The sequence below is a fragment of the Bacteroides sp. HPS0048 genome, from assembly GCF_964240755.1.
GTDB lineage: Bacteria > Bacteroidota > Bacteroidia > Bacteroidales > Bacteroidaceae > Bacteroides > Bacteroides nordii.
In genome coordinates, this window is record NZ_CAXSVC010000016.1 from 118335 (window position 1) to 136830 (window position 18496).

Genomic DNA, 18496 nt, shown 5'->3' on the forward strand with positions numbered 1-18496 from the left:
TAATCATTAATCACTAATTCACTAACTTACTTATCACTTATCACTAATCCACTTATCACTATTTTATCGCTTCTCTGATTCTTACCAGTTTCGTTAGTAAACCTTCAAGTAAGTCCAGTTTCAGCATATTGGCACCGTCACTTTTGGCTATTGCCGGATTCTCATGGGTTTCTATGAAGAGTCCATCTGCACCAACTGCAATTCCGGCTTTAGCGACGGTTTCTATCAATTGGGGCATTCCACCTGTGACTCCACTGGTTTGGTTGGGTTGTTGTAAAGAATGGGTCACATCCAGGATTACGGGGAAACCGAACGTTTGCATTTCCGGAATGCCACGATAGTCAACTACGAGATCCTGATAACCGAAAGTTGTTCCACGTTCAGTCAGCATTACCTCTTTGTTACCGGCTTCTATAACTTTAGCTGCTGCAAATTGCATTGCCATCGGAGAAAGAAACTGCCCTTTCTTTATGTTTACCACTTTTCCTGTTTTAGCAGCTGCAACCAGAATATCTGTTTGTCTACAAAGAAATGCAGGGATTTGGAGTACATCCGCATATTCAGCAGCCATTGCTGCTTCCTCAGCCGAGTGAATATCTGTAACGGTGGGTACTCCGAATGTATCATGTACTTTCTTTAATATCTTCAATGCTTTTTCGTCGCCTATTCCCATAAATGAATCCAGACGTGAACGGTTGGCTTTACGATACGAGCCTTTAAATACATATGGGATTTTTAGAGTTTCAGTGATATTGACTACTTTTTCAGCAATACGCATTGCCATATCTTCACCCTCTATTACACAAGGACCGGCAAGCAGGAAAAAGTTGCCGGAGGGATTGTTCTTTAATTGTTCTATCATAATAAATAATTAGTTAATTTGCCAATACGGTCATATGCCAATTGTTATGCGTCCTGTTTCTCCGATAGCGCAGCCAATTGGCACATTGGCATATCGGCACATTGAATCATTATTAATTGGGTATAATCAGAGTTATCTTTTCCGGTAGGATACCTATTTCCAGTGGAAAGTGCTTGGGTAAGATTCGTCCATCCAGATCAACGGCGGCATTCTTTGCACGGAGTACTTTTACCTTCTTTGTTCGGTAACTTTTTACTACTTTATGATTTAGTATTCGTCCCTGAATCAGCATCCATAGCCCGGACATGGTCTGCAAGAGCTCCGGACGGTAGATAACCGAAACATCCAGCCATCCATTGTAAGGCACAGCGCTTGGAGTTTGCCCGTAACCATAGGCACTACCCACACATACGGTCATAATACGCCCCCGGATGTGTTCGTCATTGATGCGGAGATGCATTCTGTACAGGTTTCGTTCAAAAAATAACAGGAAGAAGGCCGCCAGGTATGAGAGAAATTTGACTCCTCCCCAAAAACGTTTGGTTCCGTCGGTCACTTTCACGATACGTGCACCAAAGCCGATGTTTATGGCATTGAGAAAGTAACGGCGTTGGTGTTGTTCGCCATCGTAGAAATTACAATATCCTACATCAATTTTTCTCCGGCGGTTATTGATAATCCAGTCTACTGCCTGTTTGTAGTCCATGCCGATATCCCAGTATCGGGCAAAGTCATTTCCTATACCATTGGGTATGATGCCGATAGCGATACTTTCTTTATGAATAGCGTTGGAAAGCATTATACCATTGATTGCGTCGTTCAGAGCACCATCACCGCCTACTACTACAATGGTAGTATAGCCATTATTTGCCAGAATTCCGGCAAGTCGTTCTACTGAACCGAAACCTTCGGACTGTACATAGTCGTATGACACACCTTTCTGGTCCATGTACTCTTTGATTTCTTTCCATCGTTTTTGCACCTTCCGTGTTCCGGCTTTGGGATTGTATATTACGCCCCATTTTCCTGGTTCTACGCTCATCTCTCTGATCTATTATTTAAAAATCATCTTTTCTGATTAAAAAACTTCCTGCTTAGAGGTCTTTTAATGGAATAGTTCTCGTACTTTATCCTTTTCTTTGACTTGATTTATATACTTTCTTGCAAAGATAGTATGTGGTTAAAGTATCTGTTTTTTTCTGTTGCCAAAGATACTAAATACCTTTGAGCTTTTGCTTTACAAAAGCTATCTTTTCTTCTGTAGGCAACGTTGCATCCACCCAGTGAATGGTGAATCCTCTTCTTTCCATTCCCCTAAACCAAGTCATTTGCCGTTTGGCAAATTGATGGATGGCGGTTTCCAGTTGGGTGAACATTTCTTCGTAAGTAAGTTTCCCAATGGCGTATAGTGTCAGATATTTGTATTCCAGTCCGTAATAAATCAAATCTTCTGCTTTGATCCCTTGTGCAAGTAACTGTTTTACTTCGTCTACCATACCCTCGTTCAAACGTTGCCTCAATCGCCGGCTGATTTTTTCCCGACGTAATTCCCGGTCAATATCTACTCCGATGATCAGACTATTGAGTTGTGGAAATTCTCGTTCAGCTATTGGATGCGTGGCATAATACTCTTCTATTTCTATGGCCCGGATCGCACGTTTCACTGTATCTACATCAGTCGAATTGTGCAATGTCTTGTATTGTTGAAGAATTCCGGTCAGTGTTTCCAACGATTTATCTGCCAATCGTGTTCTCAATTCCGGGTTCTCGGGTACCGGCATTAACCGGTATCCTTTCAATACAGACTCCAGGTACATGCCCGTCCCTCCACATAAAACGGGCAGGCATCCTTTTTGTTTAATAGTCTCATAAGCTTTCAGGAAATCACGCTGATACTCAAAAACATTGTATTTATAACCAGGTTCCACTATATCAATCAAGTGATAAGGTATTTCTCTACCATTAATAGTATAGTCGGCAAGATCTTTACCTGTACCCAGGTCCATGCCCCGGTATATTTGCCGTGAGTCTGCACTAATAATTTCGGTATTTAGTTCTGCAGCCAGTGCGGTAGCAAATGGAGTCTTTCCTGAAGCGGTAGGACCAAGAATGGTAATTAATTCATAGTCTGGCATAGTTTGTTCTTTTTATTGATATATAGATGTCGGCAAAGATAGAAAAAAGGCTGTAAAAAATAGAGTGAAGGAGATAAAATCCTGTTATAAACCTTATAAATATCCTTCCGAACAATAGGGGATAGTATAACTCGTTGAAATCCATATTGTTGAGTGTTCTTCTGGATGCTTTAGGTGGACAATTTGATTTTACCCATCCATCGTTTCTTCTATTTTACATCCAATATAGGTAGAATCGGTATGTTTTTAGAAAAAGAAAGAATATTTTCGAACATGCCACTGTTAGAATGTATCTACTTTTACCGTATAAAAAATTGATAAATCTAAGACTATGATTTATAATAATAGAGTACTATTTATCTTCAATGCAGTATGTATATTCTTTTTTTTGTCCTGTTCCTCTTATCCTAAAGAAGTAGAAGAAGCTCTTTCTATGTCGGGTAATAACCGAAAGGAATTGATTCGGGTATTAGAGTACTACAATACTAACGACCGTTTGAAGTTTAAAGCGGCTTGTTTTCTGATAAGTAATATGCCTTATCATAGGAGTAGATATAGCTTGGAATTGCCCGGATCATATTTACAGTACTTTAAAATGGTCGATTCCATAGGACACGTAATTCCTGACGCTAACCACAACGATTCATTGACGAGGGCACTGAGCCGGCAATACGCCCTGCTGTCTCTTCCAACCGGAAAAGTTAACCAGGTTAATGATGTTCAACAGATTACAGCTGAATTTCTGATAGAAAATATAGACGAGGCTTTTTATGAATGGCAACATTCTCCATTGTTTAAAGATATACCTTTTGATGATTTTAAGGAGTGGATTTTACCATATCGTACAGTAGATGAGTCTTTTGTCGGGAATAAACCAATGTTAAAGTCTGTCATTCATGATAAACTGTTGGTTAGTAATACTGGGAATATTTATGCTGCTATTGAGAATTATAAGAAATACGTCGGATGGCAAAAAGAAATGAATAAATATGTAACTTCTGAAGAGCATATAGGACCATTCGATCTTTTTATTCCTGCATTCAAGATGGATTGTAATAATCTGGCTGCCCGTACCTGCAACTATTTTCGTGCCTGTGGTATACCCACAGTGTATGAATTCACCCCACAATGGCCTGATAAAGACAGCAGCCATTATTGGTGTGCATCTCCTGATTCTGCCGGTATACTTTGCCCCTATACTCCTCCGTATAATAATTTATGGGAAGACTGGCCATTGGACTTGAAATATACTGGGAAGGTGTATCAACGAACATTTGGTGTAATGAAAGATTCTCCTTATTTTCTAAAAAATGAGACTGAGATGCTTCCTTCTGTGTTTGATACTCCCACTATAAAAGATGTGACGGAAAGATACCATACGTGTATTGAGATTATTTTGCCAATGAACATACATACTTCTAATAATCTGGCTTATCTCTCTTTTTTTAACACTCAAGGAGAGTTGTCTCCTGTGGCATGGGGTAAGGTTTCCCATTGGAGGCATCGTGTAACTTTTCGTAAAGTACCTGTTAATATGCTTTTCTTTCCATCTTATATGTCGGAAGACGGACAAATGGTTCCTTTCGGAAAACCTTTCATTTTAAAGAAAGATAGTGTTTCCAAGCATATTGTTAGAGAAGAGTTGCAATCTGATACGAAATCTACTGTCCGGATGCGTTTGCTACGCAAATATCCTTCCAAACGACATTTGGCAAATGACAGGAAAAATCTGAAAGGTACACGAATTCTGGGTTCTGACCATTGGACGGGCCCTTTTGATACTTTACAGATCATTCGTGAAGTTCCGGATTCATATTGGCAAGAGTACTTATTGAATAATGATAAGAAGTATCGTTATTACCGGCTTCATCGTGACAGTATGCCAGTTGATATAGCTGAATTGGAATTTTTGGGAGAGGAAATTTCCGGGTATCGCACCGATATTCCGTCGGCATTGCCGATACTCACAATTACCGATGCACCTGTGGAAAACAAACCGTTGAAGAAAATAAATGGTGAGCCGATGCATACGGGAGTTTTGTATTATAAGGCCTATGATAGTGATCCGGAAACTTTTGCAAGATGGGGTTTCTTTGGTATGGACTTCAAACGTCCTGTTTGTATAACCCATATTCGTCTTTTGCCACGTACTGCAACGAATATCATAGAGCCAGGATACCGTTATCTGTTATTGTATTATCACGAAAATCAATGGGTTGAATTGAAAGAGATAGTTTCTAAATATAACTTTTTAGAGGTTGATTCTGTTCCCACTGGTACCATTTACTGGTTAAAGAACTTAGATAAAGGTAAAGAAGAATTACCTTTCTTTTACATGGACGGACGGCAGGTGTTTATAAATGAATTTATGTGATTGTATTGATCTCTTTTATAAACTGGCAAACTTATATATTGTGTTTATTAAACCAACTTAATGTAATACTGATGAAAATTTGTATAGAATCATGTTTACAACAAAATCGTAATTATTGTTTTAAGATGATATTCGCTTGTATCTGTTTTCTATTTATAGGCGCTGTTTATTTTATACCAGATTTATGTGCCGACAGATTTCATACTCCGGTTCTACTATGGACCGGATGCTTGTTGGGTATATTGGGGATTATTATATCTATTTTGGAATACAGAGGGATAGTACTTTATATACCTGTTTTTTTGATTATTTTATATCTATGTTGGGGAGTTGGTTGGCTGTTTACGTCTTCTTTAAATTATTACTCTGTCAGTCTCTTTTTTATTGATAATATGATGTTATTACTGTTGTATTATTATTTTTCACATTATCAATATTACCTCCCTTTTTGTTTCTTGTTAGTAATTTTGGCCGGTAGTTTATCTTTAGTAGCTTTCTTACAACTATTCGGTATTTGGCAGTCTTATAGTTCTGTGTTTATCATAACAGGTACATTTGATAACCCTGCTGGTATTTCAGCTATGTTAGTTGCTCTGTTACCATTTACTTTTTACTTTTTTTCCGTAAAAAGCAAATTACAACGAAGACTGTCTGTTATAATTTGTGTAATGGTGGTGATTATTATTCTATTGTCTAATGCCAGAGCGGCTATATTGGCAATGGTTGTTGTTTTGGGATATTTTTTTAAGAGAAAATTTCTGTTTATATGTTGCATTGGATTATTATTGGTGTTGCTCTATTTATTAAAGCCCGATTCTGCCAATGGAAGATTTGTAATCTGGCGATGTTGTGTTCAGGCAATTATTGATAACCCTCTGTCAGGAACTGGAGAGTTTAATGTTTGGTATATGCTAAATCAAGCGAATTTTTTTGTAGCACATCCCAATGAAATATGGGCGATTTTGTTAAGCGATAATATTCATCATCCTTTTAATGAATATCTAAAAGTTATGGTGGAAAGAGGACTGATTGGTTTGGTTCCGATTATCGGCATTATGGTATATTCTGTTAGTAACTATTGTAGACACATCACTCCAGAAAAGAAGTGTGCATATTGGAGTCTTGTTGCAATAGCAATATGCTCTTTGTTTTCATATCCGTTTGAATATGAGATTATAAAAATAGTGTTTATATCTTCATTCTTTATACTGGTAATTCATCCTTTTATATCAGATAATAACAGAAGAGTGAAAGTAAAAGTATGTAGATGGGGGATATTTCTTCTTTCATCCTTTCTTTTTGTAAATGTATTCTATCAAGGATTCTATGACATTCTATGGACTAATTTATTAAAGTGTGGAAATTCCTGTGATGCAAAAATGGAGAGTGAATATGATAAACTGTATCAAAAATCTTTTTTAGGTCAACAGTCTGCTTTTCTATATAATTACAGTGTTGTGTTATATCAAGCCGGGAAATACAAAAGAGGCAATGATATTTTGTTGGAATGTAGTAAAAAAATGAATGATTATGATGTGCAGCTACTTCAAGGATATAATTATTTGGAAATGGAAGATCTGCCTCGTGCAGAAGAGTCTTTTAATGTAGCATCTAATATGATTCCTTGTCGCTTGGTACCTTTATATGAACTTTTTCGAATATATGTGTCCACTGGAAGAGACTATTTGGCTCTGGAGACTGCACAACATATCATTAATATGCCTGTTAAAATAGTTTCGACCAAAACTAACTTTATAAAGAAAAAAGTTGGTAATTATTTGGAACAGGCAAAGAAAGGAGGTGCTTTATGATGTAATCAAGAAGTTACAATATTAACCTATAATTAATTAAAAATAAAAAACATGAATCATTTAAGAATTTTAAAAGGAGTATCTTTAATTATACTACTATTGTGTGCATGTACGGAGGACTATGATATTCTGACAAATAAATCAAAGGATAGCAATATAAAGTCAGATCTTGATATTGCGAGAAACTGGTATAATCAGCAGCAGATAACTCATGAAGCGGAAACTCGTAGTGACAATCTTAATGTGAATCCTATTCCGGTTTTATCGGGGAGTCCCAGTTGGCAATATTATGCTATAAGCAGGAATGATTCCTTATTAGTTGTGGATGTAGATTTAACGGATCGTGTATGCCAGGATTTTGTTACGAAAGAAAATTGGGATTTCTACCAACAGACAAAAGAATGGAAATATCGTCGTTCATATACTCATTTTGTATATGTAAAAAACTATAAAACAAATACAGAAACAGGATTTTTGATGACTATTATTCCGTCTAAATTTTATACGAAAACTCATGCCAATAGGATAAATAAGAATACATATCTCCATCGTGATAAATATTTGTTCGGTTCTGTTTTATTCCATGACTTAAATGGTAAATTTGTAAACGGATGGAAATACGAAAGAGGGAAAGTTGTGGGTAAAATACGTAAAAAACGTTGGGATGACTTTCCGAACGCGGATAGGTTGGTTTTCCGGTCAATACCTGCACGGTATGAGGTAGCTCCTCAACTCTATACTCCACCTACTACGAGAGCTGGAATGGAAGATGATCCGCTCTATGATGGTGGAACATTTCCGGACATAATTGTGACACCTGATCCTAAACCGAATTGGGGTGATTTTCCTCCTGGTGGAGGTTGGATTGATCATAATGATGACAATATCCCTCATAATAATGAGGATGGCTATAACCATGATAATGACGGGTATATCAATGAACCTTATGATGGCGGTTCTGGAGGTTATAATCCTCCTCCACTTACTCCACCTGCAAAAGGAAAGGATTTTGAATCTAAAATTGGAGATAAAATTGTGGTTGGAAAATTGCCGGCAACGATGGATAAACAGTTGTTTAATACTTGTGTTACTTCTATAATGAGCTATATAGAACAACTATTTGGAGGAGAATATAATCCGGGTACATATCTTCAAGCGTATCTTCAAGAGTTCGGCATTTGGGCAACTGAAAAAGGAGTTGCATTGACAAATTTATCTAAGTTTGTCAATACACATTTTATAGTATCTCCATTTACAGGATTTCAAGAGGCAATTGATGTAGGGAATGTTATTATGACAGATGTACCATCTGATATGTCTGACTCCAGGCATAATGTAGTGGTTATTGGGTATCATACAAATGGTGATCTTATATATATGGATCCTGAAGCAGGGCATTGGAAAGAAGCACCAGAATCTTTTTTTGTTGGAGACTATTATTTTAATATTTCTGGAAATAAATAGAAATAGATGAATTGTGACTTTTGTATAGGAACAGGAGAATATATTTATGTAGAATAAATATAGCTTTGTTGGCTAAACTAATGTGTGGTTAAGTTTAAGAGTCTACTTTCATGAAAAATGATATATTGTAATTGCAAGTGTTGATAATCGTTAATGAGTGAAAGTGGATTCTCTACTCCAAATATAGATTAATAGGTAAAAAAGTGTGAACATTAAATTGTTGTGCTATTTGAAATCTAAAAAAATATTTCAGAATTTCTGTGTGTGTTAAATTTAAATTAATAGTAATGAGTAAGAGTTATATATGTATTTTTTTTATGGTTGCATGTTCAATGTGTCTTTGTTTGCAGAATTTGTGTGCTCAGAAACCTGCTCCTACAACAATGGATTTATTGCAAAATAAGTATTGGGTATTTAAAGAATCTCTCAGGATAGGTAGTCTTATGTATAAGCAGTATGAACAAAATGAATGTTGTAATTTTTATTTTTTTAAAAAGGAAGAGTTAAGTCAATGCCGTGATTATTATCTTTCTGATACAATAATACGTTCTTTTCAACAGGACAGTGTCGGAGTGCTGAAGAATGGAAAATATATAGTGCAAAGAGAGAATATAGACACAAACGTTTATGAGATAATGAAATTAACATCCGATTCCCTTGTTATAAAACTTTGTCTGGACTCTTTACACATAAGTATTGGAGGGGGACATCCGGTTGTTTATACAGCTGAGAGTAAAAGATTTATTAAGAAAATGAAACGGAAGGTGAGGATGAGAGAGTAAAATTCTCCTTGTATTTCGGACTTAAAATGAATAGATAATGAAGAATATATTTATCTTTTTAATGGTTACTTGTACGCTGTGTTTTTGCAGCCCAAGTTTGTATGCTCAAAAGAAAGAGTAGTCTACAATGAAAAGTGTGACTCATCGGAATTGGATATGGTAAGTAAATACTAATTTTCCAATCTATTCACTAATGATTTCGGTATTTAGTTCTGCAGCCAGTGCGGTAGCAAATGGAGTCTTTCCTGAAGCGGTAGGACCAAGAATGGTAATTAATTCATAGTCTGGCATAGTTATATTTTTTATAAAATAGACATGTACAAAGATAAGAAAAAGTAATAACTAATCAATTGGAAGGCTGATTAATCGTTTTCGTAAAACGACAGATTTTGCCGTTCTTACTAACTCCTTCGATAACAATATCCTGAGGAGTTGTACTGTCTGGCATATAATATTCAATGGTCGCTGTTCCATCAGCATTCCATTGTAGTTCCGGATTCCAGTAGATTGTGGTACGTAGATCGGTTGTAGTGTTCTCTTTCTTCTGTGGGGTATCATAAGTGGGATGATATCTGCAAATCGGATTTTGGCCAGATAATTGTTTTTAGTGTCCGGTTGATATTCAATTGTAGAGAGGATAGTGACATCAATAGAGTTACCTATTTGGAGATTACGGGAATAAAAAAATACCGGATCTTCATTCTGCATCCAGTTAGTGTATCCTCTGATGTAGTAATCTCCTGCAGGAAGCGTACTTGGTAAGGTGAAAGCATTTTGAAATCCCAAAGAATCCCGTTTGATTTTCTTTCGTAGTATGACGGAGTCAGTACGATTAATTAATTCTGTGATGATAAAGTTACTTTTAGGATTCTCCAGGTGGCTGGTTGCATTTATTAAATAACCTTTGTACCAAATGTTATCTCCGGCTCCATAGTATGGCTTATCTAAATGTAGATATAGTTTTTCCTGATGGGTGCCTTGTAACTGATGAAAGTAAGAAACAACACTATCCAACTTATTTTGTGCTGAAAGCATCTGGAGAGGAGTAAACAATACCTCCCATAAAAAGATTGCGACAGTATATTTGTGTACTATAGGAAGTGTTAGGTTTTTCATGGTAGTTTTTTTGTTTTGTGTGATCTTTAATGGTGTCCTCGCCAGATGGAATATACTTTTTTGCGGATAGTAAACAGATTGAAAGCAGAGACGATAACAAATAAAAGTATCCCGACGGTAATAGCCGGCCAGAGTGAACCGATTTCCAGTTGTGGAAAGAGTAAGCTAAGTGTAGCGGTATAAGAATGACGTAACCAGGCTACAAGGCTGATCGATACAATAAGAACCACTATATTTAGCCCTAAAGTTAATGTCTGATAAGGGCGCGCTACTCTTGCCGGGCTGTAACCGATAAGCAATAGGTTTTCGAGCTTGGTAGTGTTCTTTTGCAACAGAAGGAAGATGCTTAACATCAATATATAGAAAGAAAGTACACTGATAAAGAGCCCCACCCCCAATACAATGCCAACAATGAGGCGGAGAAAATAGGTTGTTTTCCCTGCATCCAGTTTACCATCTTCGGTTTCGTATCCTTTTTGCTGGAAATATTTGGCAATGGAGGCATCTGCTGGGTTTCCTACTTCGATGATGAGGCGTGACGGTTGTGCTTCTGCTTCCGGAGCGAAATTTTTATTTGCCCATACCATAAAAGATTCCGGTACCAATATCGTATTCAGTCGGTTGGAGAAACCGACAATGTTTCCTTTGTACTGTTCTACACGTCCGTTTCCACGCATCATGATGTCCATTTGTATAAGGCTCATTACGCCCTCGGAGAGCTTGGGCAGACTGCGGCTTTGAGCAAATCCGAAGTTGTACAGATTCAGGTAATTACGTGGAATAATAATGGGGATAGTATGTGTCTCTTCGTCAAAATGCCATTTGTCGAGTTTTACATCTACGTATTCATCGGGCACCGCTTCAAAGAATATGTCTGTAGAAAGACGGATACCGGCTTCTTGCATACCCAAACCAGCTGACACCTTAAATTGTGAAGGAGTAAATGCACCTACACTTTTAGTAAAAGGTTGTTTCTTGAGATTCTCTATCTCTTGTGGAGAGAAAGTATTGCTTTTTCCGGCAAAAGCCCCAAGGGTACTTATTTTTTTGGTGGCAATGATATAATCTTTCTTCATGAAACTATCTCCCTCTGTAAACATAGGGATAATATCTTTATAAAACTGTACGCTGAGCAATACAATAACCATACCAAACAGATTGGCAAGAAAGAAACCGGCAAGTTGGCCGATACTGATATGTTGACGAAGAAGTTTCCAGATAAGTTTCATATTCGTATGATCTGTTACAGGCGTAATACTTGGTTATAAGGCAATTCGATCTGTTTCCCGATAGAAGTAACAATAACTCCCGCACCTTGTTTTCCGGCTTCTTCCGTTAGCAGACTACTCATAATTTGTCCATTATAATCGTCCAGATGGCTGATAGGTTCGTCCAGAAAGATAAAGTCGAAAGGCTGACATAGTGCACGGATAAAGGCAACACGTTGCTGTTGGCCAAAAGATAATTTTCCTGCCTTTATATTGGTTTTGTCGGCAATGCCCATTGCATCAAAAAGAGCAAGAATCTCTTTTTTCTTTTTATATCCGGTCAGATTATTTTTTAATTGAATATTCTCGAGTGCTGTGAGTTCGGAGAAGATGCGCAAATCTTGAAAAAGCATACTCAGTGAATGCTTGCGTAGGTTGACCCACTGCTCTACTGTGTATGCCTTGATATTAGTCTCATCGAAATTTATAATACCTTGATAATCGCTTCGATAGCCATATATATAACTACATAATGATGATTTTCCGGTACCGGAGGCTGCTTCAATCAGATACATTTCTCCTTTACGGAATATAATGTTCTTGTGCCAGATATCCGATGTGATAGAATTACGGTCAGCAAACACTTGGGGAAGTGTTTGCTGCAGATGAATTGTTTCCATGTTCAGAAAATTACATGCCGGCAAACTTCTTGGCGAAGTTTACAATTTGTTTCAGCGAGTTGGTATCTTTGTCTTTCAGAACGAGGTCTATTTCACTAACACCGTCGCTTACGTTGCTTATTTCCAGATAACTAATTTGTGATGCCAGGTTATAGTACATTTGGTACTCTTCACCTCCGAAGCCTACCATCATTTTTACAATCGGGAGTTCGAGGATAGCATCCATGTTAACAACAAAGAAGAAGTTCTTTCCTTTCATATCCGAAGCATAGGCAACGTCTTTTATAGATTTATCAGCTGCTTTGTCAATGTTTTTATAAAGTAATTCATCATTTGTAGCATACATTTGCTTGTCTTTAAGCCCAAAGAAGATATTCATAGCTCTTGACTTGTACACATATTCATTTTCACCCAATTGAACGATATCTTCACCTTTTTTCAGATTCAGTGCTTTTTTATTGTCATAAAGAGCTTTTAGTGCATTTCCGTTTTTTACATCTGCATAAGCTACGAAAGCAGGATCTTTACCCATAGTTACATTGATCAGTCCGGCAGATATATCACCGTTGAATGAAGCGAACAGGGCTTTCACTTCTTCTGCTTTGGAAATAGATACTGTGTTACGGAATTCTTCATTTTCCTGTAACAGGTTGTACAACTCTTCTCCATTGGCTCCTACACTCATAAATGCGATGGTTGATGCAGGGAAATATTTAAGGAAAGTATTATTCAGTTTGATCGTTGCCTTCTCCTGTTTTTTCAACATGGCTTTGGCTTCTTCGTTCTCTGTATAGTATTCAAAAAGTAGAGCAATCTTTCCTTTCTCAAAGCTAAGACTACCAAGAGCCATTATCTCTTTGGGATCTATTTTTATGCCGGTTAAACCCAAATTCAGCTGGCGTGTGTATTCTTTAGGAAGTGCAGCTAAAGATGCAAAGAAATTAATATCACCTTTCTGTTTTTGCATCTTCTGGAAACCAGCGTTATTAGCGATACTTTTTTCAGCGGTTTGTTTCATTAGCTCGCTGATCATCTTCTGAGCATTTTCCATTTGTGATGTACTGCCCGTCTGTACCAGCATAACTGTTGTTTCGTTAAAAGCAAAGATGTCACGTTGTCCCATTCGTGTATAACTATAATCGTCTGCTGCTTCTATGGGTTGGCAGATTTGTTCTTTCACCATTATATCCAGTGAAGTATGCAGTTTATCCTGGTCCGACACTTTAGCTACCAGAGCTGTATATGGAAAACTGGTTGCAGTGAATGCATATACAGGTGCATCCACATCTATTCCTGATTCTTTAGGGTTATTCAAGACTTTTTCTAATTGTTGGAAAGTTGCCGCAGTAGTTCCACTTTTCAGCGCCTCTATCATCTTTTGTTTGGCTGCTTCATTCTCTTTGTCTTTCAGTCCGGATTTATCAGCCAGTGATTTCAAATGGATAGATGCTACGGCCGAAGCGTCAGCAGGTATAACATTTGTGTATTCCGATTTCTTTGAACAAGCTGCCATGAATACCATCAGCACTACCAGCACTGAAAGTCGGGAAATCATTCTTTTTGCCATAACTATTTGTTTTTTAATTGATGTATTTTTTAGTGATAAGTGAGTAGTGATAAGTGATTAGTACCATTCGGTATGATAGCGCAGCCCGCTAATCACTAATCACTTATCACTATTCACTACCATTGTTGCTACCAGTGCTGCCGTTTCCGTTCGCAGCCGGGATTTACCTAAGCTTATGGGCTGAAAGCCTTTTTCTATTGCTTTGGTTACTTCCTCTTCACTGAAATCTCCTTCCGGTCCGATAAGTACCAATGCATCTTCTCCTGGTTTCAGAATATTTTTAAGCAGTGGTTTTTCACCTTCATAACAGTGTGCGATGAATTTTTGACCGGTAAACTCCTGGGTGATGAATTTATCAAAATCTGTCATTTCATTGAGCCTCGGCAAACGTGCTTTGAGTGATTGCTTGATGGCAGATACTACTATCTTTTCAATACGTTCCATCTTAATGACTTTTCGTTCCGAAAAACGGCAATTAAGAAAGGTCAACTCATCAAAACCTATTTCGGTAGCTTTTTCGGCAAACCATTCATTACGATCCATATTTTTTGTTGGAGCCATGGCTATGTGTAGATGTCCTGACCATAAAGGTTCTTGTGGAATTGTTTCGAGTATCTTTACCAAACAACGTTTGTTGGTTGCGGCAGTTATTTCCGCACGGTAAAAATTTCCATTACCATCCGTCAGGGTGATTTCATCTCCAATGTTGAGTCGTAAAACACGGACACAATGTTGTGCTTCTTCTTCCGGAAGTTCAAGGTTCTTCTGTATATCGGGAGTATAGAATACGTGCATATTTAAATTTATTTTCTTCTGTTTATTTCATCGCGTAACCGGGCTGCCAGTTCATAGTTCTCTTCTTTGATAGCTTGCTCCAATGCTTGTTCAAGTGAATTCACATTGTCGGAATCATTTGTCTCCTCTTCCTGTTGCTCTGTATCCGGCTGATCAGAATCATCCAGGCGGATATATTCTCTTTCAAGAATAGACTCATAAATAAAAATAGGGCAATCTGCACGTACGGCCAGAGCGATAGCGTCCGAAGTTCGTGAATCGATACGAATAATTTCTTCATCTTTCTGCAGATAGATATATGAGTAAAAAACACCTTCTTTTGCCTTATAGATAAGCACCCTGAGCATTTTGGTGCCCAAAACGTTCAGGCATGTATAGAATAAATCGTGCGTCAGGGGACGCGGCGCTTTTACTCCTTTCAGGCAGATGGCAGTGGCTTGCGCTTCGGCCGGACCTATAATGATAGGTAGTTGCCGTTCGCCTCCCACTTCCCCCAATACCAGAGCGTAGGCACCTACCTGCGCCTGACTATTGGAGATATTTAATACTTGTAATTCTATCTTTTTATCCATTGTTACTTTTTACTTAATTCCTCTGGCTGGTGTTTGTATTTGAATACCAGAGCAAACAATATTCCGATAACTAACGCATAACCTGCGAAGATGAACCAGATGTCGGGCCATTCACGGCTTACCAACATACCGTCGGCATATACCGAGAAGGCATCCACCACAGCACCACTGGCATATCCTCCGATGATCGCTCCCAATCCGTTGGTCATCATAAAGAATAATCCCTGTGCGCTGGCTCTGATAGCAGGCTTAGCTTCTAATTCAACAAACAAAGAGCCCGAAATGTTGAAGAAATCGAATGCCATTCCGTAGACAATCATCGAAAGTATCAGCATCCATAGCCCTGAACCCGGATCGCCCAGACCGAAAAGTCCGAAACGGAATACCCAGGCAAACATACTGATAAGCATTACGCGCTTGATGCCGAAATGTCTGAGGAAAAATGGTATGGCAAGAATAAACAGGGTTTCACTCATTTGTGAGATAGAAAGTAGGATGACAGAGTGTTTTACACCGAACGAATCAGCGAATTCCGGTATCGAAGCAAAACTACCTAAGAAGAGGTCTCCGTAACTGTTTGTAATTTGTAATGCAGCTCCTAATAACATAGAGAAGAGGAAAAAGATAACCATCTTCTTGCGTTTGAATAATACCAGAGCATCGAGTCCGAAAGCAGAAAGCAGGCTTTTGTTTTCACTTTTGGCAGGCGGACAAGCGGGTAGAGTAAATGAATATAAACCTAAAATAAGTGCTGCTGCACCACCCACATAGAGTTGTGCACAAGAGGATTTGAATCCGGTGAGATCTACTGCCCACATAGCACAGATAAAACCGATGGTTCCCCATACACGGATAGGCGGAAAGTCTTTGACAATGTCACATTTATATTGTTCGAGAGAGTTGTAAGATACCGTATTTGCTAATGAGAGCGTAGGCATATATACCAACAGATTGAGCAACATAGCCCAATACATATGGTTATAATCAGTGGCTGTGGAGGCATAGAAAAGGCTGGCAGCTCCCAGAATATGTAGTATCCCATATAATCGTTCAGCATTTACCCATTTGTCGGCTATAATACCTGTCAGTCCTGGCATGATGAGAGAGGCTATGCCCATTGTGGCAAAGATTGCACCTATTTGCCCTCCTTCAAAATGTAAGACACCACCCATGTAGCCGCCCAATGAAATTAACCACGATCCCCACACGAAGAACTGCAGGAAGTTCATAATAATTAGTCGATACTTGATACTCATATTATTTTTATTTAGTTACGAGTTACAAGCTACAAGTTATTACGAATTGTAACTTGTTGCTATTTTATAATAGCTGCAAATATAATGTTTTTCGCCGATTGTGTACCAAAAGAGTGGAGAAAAGAGCCCCTTGTATAAGGAAATTTGAGAAGAAAAAGAAGTCTGATTATAATTAGGTATGCAATTTGATTTTTTTAGTTGTTTGATTCTCTGTATTTAATTGTTATAGTTTCATACTCTAAAGATATGCTCTTCTAAAATATTTAGAAGTGACTAATTAATTCCCCGATAAGCTTCTGTTGTTCTTTTGTAAATGGTAGCAACTTGCGGAACTTTCTTGATCTTTGAGCATTTTTATATGCAGTCATTGTTGATATATTAAATTCTAATTTCTTATTATGGCTTTTATCATATAATACAAAGTAGTAATAAATAGCGAAGTATTCGTCGGATTGAATATTATATGTTACTTTATCATGTTTTGTCCATGCAAATAAAGAACTTAACCGCTTGTCTGCCAAATCAAATTTATAGGTGTTTTGAATTCCTTTGCCTTTTTCTCCTTGATATACTTCAAAAAAAGAATCTCCTTCTTTGATAATGAGAAAAAGGGACTGGCCGATAAAATAACCGCCATAAGCGTAACCGGTTAAAGTCTTTTCCAAATTATTATCGGTGATAATTTCTTTAATAATTCTCCTACTAGCCTTATATTCATCATAAATATTAATAGTCTGGGCATTAGCTAACCCAAACGACCAGATTGAAACTACTAAATATATCAATAAAGTGTTTAAAAGTAACTTCATATGGTGATTTTATTTAAACCCCGTTATGCTTGCCTCAATGCAAATAGACTCTTACTCTGATTATTTATTTGAATATTCTACATCCTCAAAATGAGTAGGAATATTTATTAATTTGCTAAAATCAACCTTCCACATATCCAATTCATAAAGTTTGTCATCTTCATCTAAATATAATGAAGCTACGACCAATACTCCATCAGTATCCCTAAATTGGCATTCACTAACTTGCGAGCCAAAATGTCGTACTTTATTAAGTGTATCACAAGGAAATAAAGCCAAACTTCCCATTCCTCCGTCTTCTAAAGAGGCCACTAATAAATCATTCTTCCAATCGGGAGAAATAACTTTAATTGATCGATGTATCAGTTCTTCTAAAAGAATTTCTTCTTCTATATTTAATTTTCTGATATTATTTAGCTTCATGTATTGTGTTTATAATAGTTATGTTGTATCCCTTTTTCTACTTGTATTAGAATGAATACTACTTTTGATTTTTACATATTTCTATTAATTTATCACAAATGTTTTGCATCTCTTCAAAATGTCTTTGATTGTATGGGTCGTAACTTAAACCCATATAATCAACAAGTATTTTTTCCAGATGATTTATTAGCTTCTGACGGTCTTGAGCATAATGGATAATCATAGGAATATATTCCTTATATTCATCCATAGCCATTTCTCTTCCAACTCCAATAGGATCCCACTTTGTTAAAATATCATTTACTTTGTTCGTAAGTTCATTCATAATATGAACATTTTTATAACTTAAATACCGTAAATTGTCGAAATACAGATGTTGTTTTTCATCATTCAATTTGTATTGTTATGGACTAATTATTTTAATGTCATTAATTAAAATGGAATAAAAGCCCCCTTGCCTAGACTTTTTCTCTGTATTTGATTTTGTTTAACTTTTATATTATTGACCATTTTTTTATTACTCTAATGTCTATGTAATTATAGTCAATTTTCAAGTCTATTGATCCTATAAATTAAACTTGTCACAAATAAACCTTGCCGGATTATTTCAATACAAAATATATGTTCACAACAAAAATATAA

Annotated in this window: 15 protein-coding genes and 2 pseudogenes; 3 read left to right on the top strand and 14 right to left on the bottom strand. The window is 37.1% G+C overall.

The window, feature by feature from the left end; genetic code table 11:
* Positions 1 to 58: 58 nt before the first annotated feature.
* The 3 genes from kdsA to miaA form a co-directional block, all read right to left on the bottom strand.
* Entirely contained in the window at positions 59 to 862 is an 804-nt protein-coding gene (gene kdsA / locus ACESQI_RS13900) for a 3-deoxy-8-phosphooctulonate synthase (RefSeq protein WP_002559532.1), read from the bottom strand.
* A gap of 112 nt (positions 863 to 974) precedes the next feature.
* Positions 975 to 1904: a diacylglycerol kinase family protein gene (locus ACESQI_RS13905; protein WP_195660646.1), complete on the bottom strand. Its 930-nt coding sequence runs from the start codon at positions 1902 to 1904 to the stop codon at positions 975 to 977.
* A 172-nt stretch (positions 1905 to 2076) separates the two neighbouring features.
* A complete protein-coding gene (miaA, locus tag ACESQI_RS13910) occupies positions 2077 to 2997 on the bottom strand; it encodes a tRNA (adenosine(37)-N6)-dimethylallyltransferase MiaA (RefSeq protein WP_234130775.1) in 921 nt (306 codons plus the stop codon).
* A gap of 331 nt (positions 2998 to 3328) precedes the next feature.
* Here miaA and ACESQI_RS13915 point away from each other — a divergent pair, with 331 nt between their 5' ends.
* From ACESQI_RS13915 to ACESQI_RS13925, 3 genes are all read left to right on the top strand, one after another.
* Positions 3329 to 5371, top strand: coding sequence for a hypothetical protein (locus tag ACESQI_RS13915; protein ID WP_195660648.1), 2043 nt, complete (start codon positions 3329 to 3331; stop codon positions 5369 to 5371).
* A gap of 467 nt (positions 5372 to 5838) precedes the next feature.
* On the top strand, positions 5839 to 7182 hold the full coding sequence (locus ACESQI_RS13920) for an O-antigen ligase family protein (RefSeq protein ID WP_373126362.1): 1344 nt from the start codon (positions 5839 to 5841) through the stop codon (positions 7180 to 7182).
* Between the two features lie 51 nt (positions 7183 to 7233).
* The gene (locus tag ACESQI_RS13925; protein ID WP_373126363.1) at positions 7234 to 8646 is read left to right on the top strand and encodes a hypothetical protein; all 1413 of its coding nucleotides are present in this window, start codon (positions 7234 to 7236) and stop codon (positions 8644 to 8646) included.
* A gap of 971 nt (positions 8647 to 9617) precedes the next feature.
* On the opposite strand, the pseudogene ACESQI_RS13930 reads toward ACESQI_RS13925, so the two are convergent.
* The 11 genes and pseudogenes from ACESQI_RS13930 to ACESQI_RS13980 form a co-directional block, all read right to left on the bottom strand.
* A pseudogene (locus ACESQI_RS13930) lies at positions 9618 to 9719 on the bottom strand (tRNA (adenosine(37)-N6)-dimethylallyltransferase MiaA); the annotation flags it as partial.
* Positions 9720 to 10004: 285 nt separating this feature from the next.
* Positions 10005 to 10544, bottom strand: a pseudogene (locus ACESQI_RS13935) (TonB-dependent receptor); the annotation flags it as partial.
* 26 nt (positions 10545 to 10570) lie between these two features.
* Complete coding sequence (locus ACESQI_RS13940) at positions 10571 to 11773, bottom strand: ABC transporter permease (RefSeq protein WP_373126364.1); 1203 nt, start codon at positions 11771 to 11773, stop codon at positions 10571 to 10573.
* A 14-nt stretch (positions 11774 to 11787) separates the two neighbouring features.
* Complete coding sequence (locus tag ACESQI_RS13945) at positions 11788 to 12432, bottom strand: ATP-binding cassette domain-containing protein (RefSeq protein ID WP_195660650.1); 645 nt, start codon at positions 12430 to 12432, stop codon at positions 11788 to 11790.
* A 10-nt stretch (positions 12433 to 12442) separates the two neighbouring features.
* Positions 12443 to 13999 (bottom strand): DUF4836 family protein, encoded by a 1557-nt coding sequence (locus ACESQI_RS13950; RefSeq protein ID WP_373126366.1) that lies wholly within the window; start codon positions 13997 to 13999, stop codon positions 12443 to 12445.
* A 99-nt stretch (positions 14000 to 14098) separates the two neighbouring features.
* Positions 14099 to 14794, bottom strand: a complete 696-nt coding sequence (locus ACESQI_RS13955; RefSeq protein ID WP_195660652.1) for a 16S rRNA (uracil(1498)-N(3))-methyltransferase — start codon at positions 14792 to 14794, stop codon at positions 14099 to 14101.
* 8 nt (positions 14795 to 14802) lie between these two features.
* Entirely contained in the window at positions 14803 to 15366 is a 564-nt protein-coding gene (locus ACESQI_RS13960; protein WP_002559540.1) for a bifunctional nuclease family protein, read from the bottom strand.
* 2 nt (positions 15367 to 15368) lie between these two features.
* Complete coding sequence (locus ACESQI_RS13965; protein ID WP_002559541.1) at positions 15369 to 16622, bottom strand: nucleoside permease; 1254 nt, start codon at positions 16620 to 16622, stop codon at positions 15369 to 15371.
* A gap of 263 nt (positions 16623 to 16885) precedes the next feature.
* Complete coding sequence (locus tag ACESQI_RS13970) at positions 16886 to 17431, bottom strand: hypothetical protein (RefSeq protein WP_007484339.1); 546 nt, start codon at positions 17429 to 17431, stop codon at positions 16886 to 16888.
* A 60-nt stretch (positions 17432 to 17491) separates the two neighbouring features.
* Complete coding sequence (locus ACESQI_RS13975; protein WP_007484342.1) at positions 17492 to 17854, bottom strand: hypothetical protein; 363 nt, start codon at positions 17852 to 17854, stop codon at positions 17492 to 17494.
* Positions 17855 to 17912: 58 nt separating this feature from the next.
* A complete protein-coding gene (locus ACESQI_RS13980) occupies positions 17913 to 18179 on the bottom strand; it encodes a hypothetical protein (protein WP_007484345.1) in 267 nt (88 codons plus the stop codon).
* Between the last annotated feature and the right edge of the window lie 317 nt (positions 18180 to 18496).

What these genes read in the sequence shown, in the direction of transcription:
- kdsA (WP_002559532.1), bottom strand. Translation starts at nt 862, where the DNA reads ATGATAGAACAATTAAAGAACAATCCCTCCGGCAACTTTTTCCTGCTT.
- ACESQI_RS13905 (WP_195660646.1), bottom strand. Translation starts at nt 1,904, where the DNA reads ATGAGCGTAGAACCAGGAAAATGGGGCGTAATATACAATCCCAAAGCC.
- miaA (WP_234130775.1), bottom strand. Translation starts at nt 2,997, where the DNA reads ATGCCAGACTATGAATTAATTACCATTCTTGGTCCTACCGCTTCAGGA.
- ACESQI_RS13915 (WP_195660648.1), top strand. Translation starts at nt 3,329, where the DNA reads ATGATTTATAATAATAGAGTACTATTTATCTTCAATGCAGTATGTATA.
- ACESQI_RS13925 (WP_373126363.1), top strand. Translation starts at nt 7,234, where the DNA reads ATGAATCATTTAAGAATTTTAAAAGGAGTATCTTTAATTATACTACTA.
- ACESQI_RS13940 (WP_373126364.1), bottom strand. Translation starts at nt 11,773, where the DNA reads ATGAAACTTATCTGGAAACTTCTTCGTCAACATATCAGTATCGGCCAA.
- ACESQI_RS13945 (WP_195660650.1), bottom strand. Translation starts at nt 12,432, where the DNA reads ATGGAAACAATTCATCTGCAGCAAACACTTCCCCAAGTGTTTGCTGAC.
- ACESQI_RS13950 (WP_373126366.1), bottom strand. Translation starts at nt 13,999, where the DNA reads ATGGCAAAAAGAATGATTTCCCGACTTTCAGTGCTGGTAGTGCTGATG.
- ACESQI_RS13955 (WP_195660652.1), bottom strand. Translation starts at nt 14,794, where the DNA reads ATGCACGTATTCTATACTCCCGATATACAGAAGAACCTTGAACTTCCG.
- ACESQI_RS13960 (WP_002559540.1), bottom strand. Translation starts at nt 15,366, where the DNA reads ATGGATAAAAAGATAGAATTACAAGTATTAAATATCTCCAATAGTCAG.
- ACESQI_RS13965 (WP_002559541.1), bottom strand. Translation starts at nt 16,622, where the DNA reads ATGAGTATCAAGTATCGACTAATTATTATGAACTTCCTGCAGTTCTTC.
- ACESQI_RS13970 (WP_007484339.1), bottom strand. Translation starts at nt 17,431, where the DNA reads ATGAAGTTACTTTTAAACACTTTATTGATATATTTAGTAGTTTCAATC.
- ACESQI_RS13975 (WP_007484342.1), bottom strand. Translation starts at nt 17,854, where the DNA reads ATGAAGCTAAATAATATCAGAAAATTAAATATAGAAGAAGAAATTCTT.
- ACESQI_RS13980 (WP_007484345.1), bottom strand. Translation starts at nt 18,179, where the DNA reads ATGAATGAACTTACGAACAAAGTAAATGATATTTTAACAAAGTGGGAT.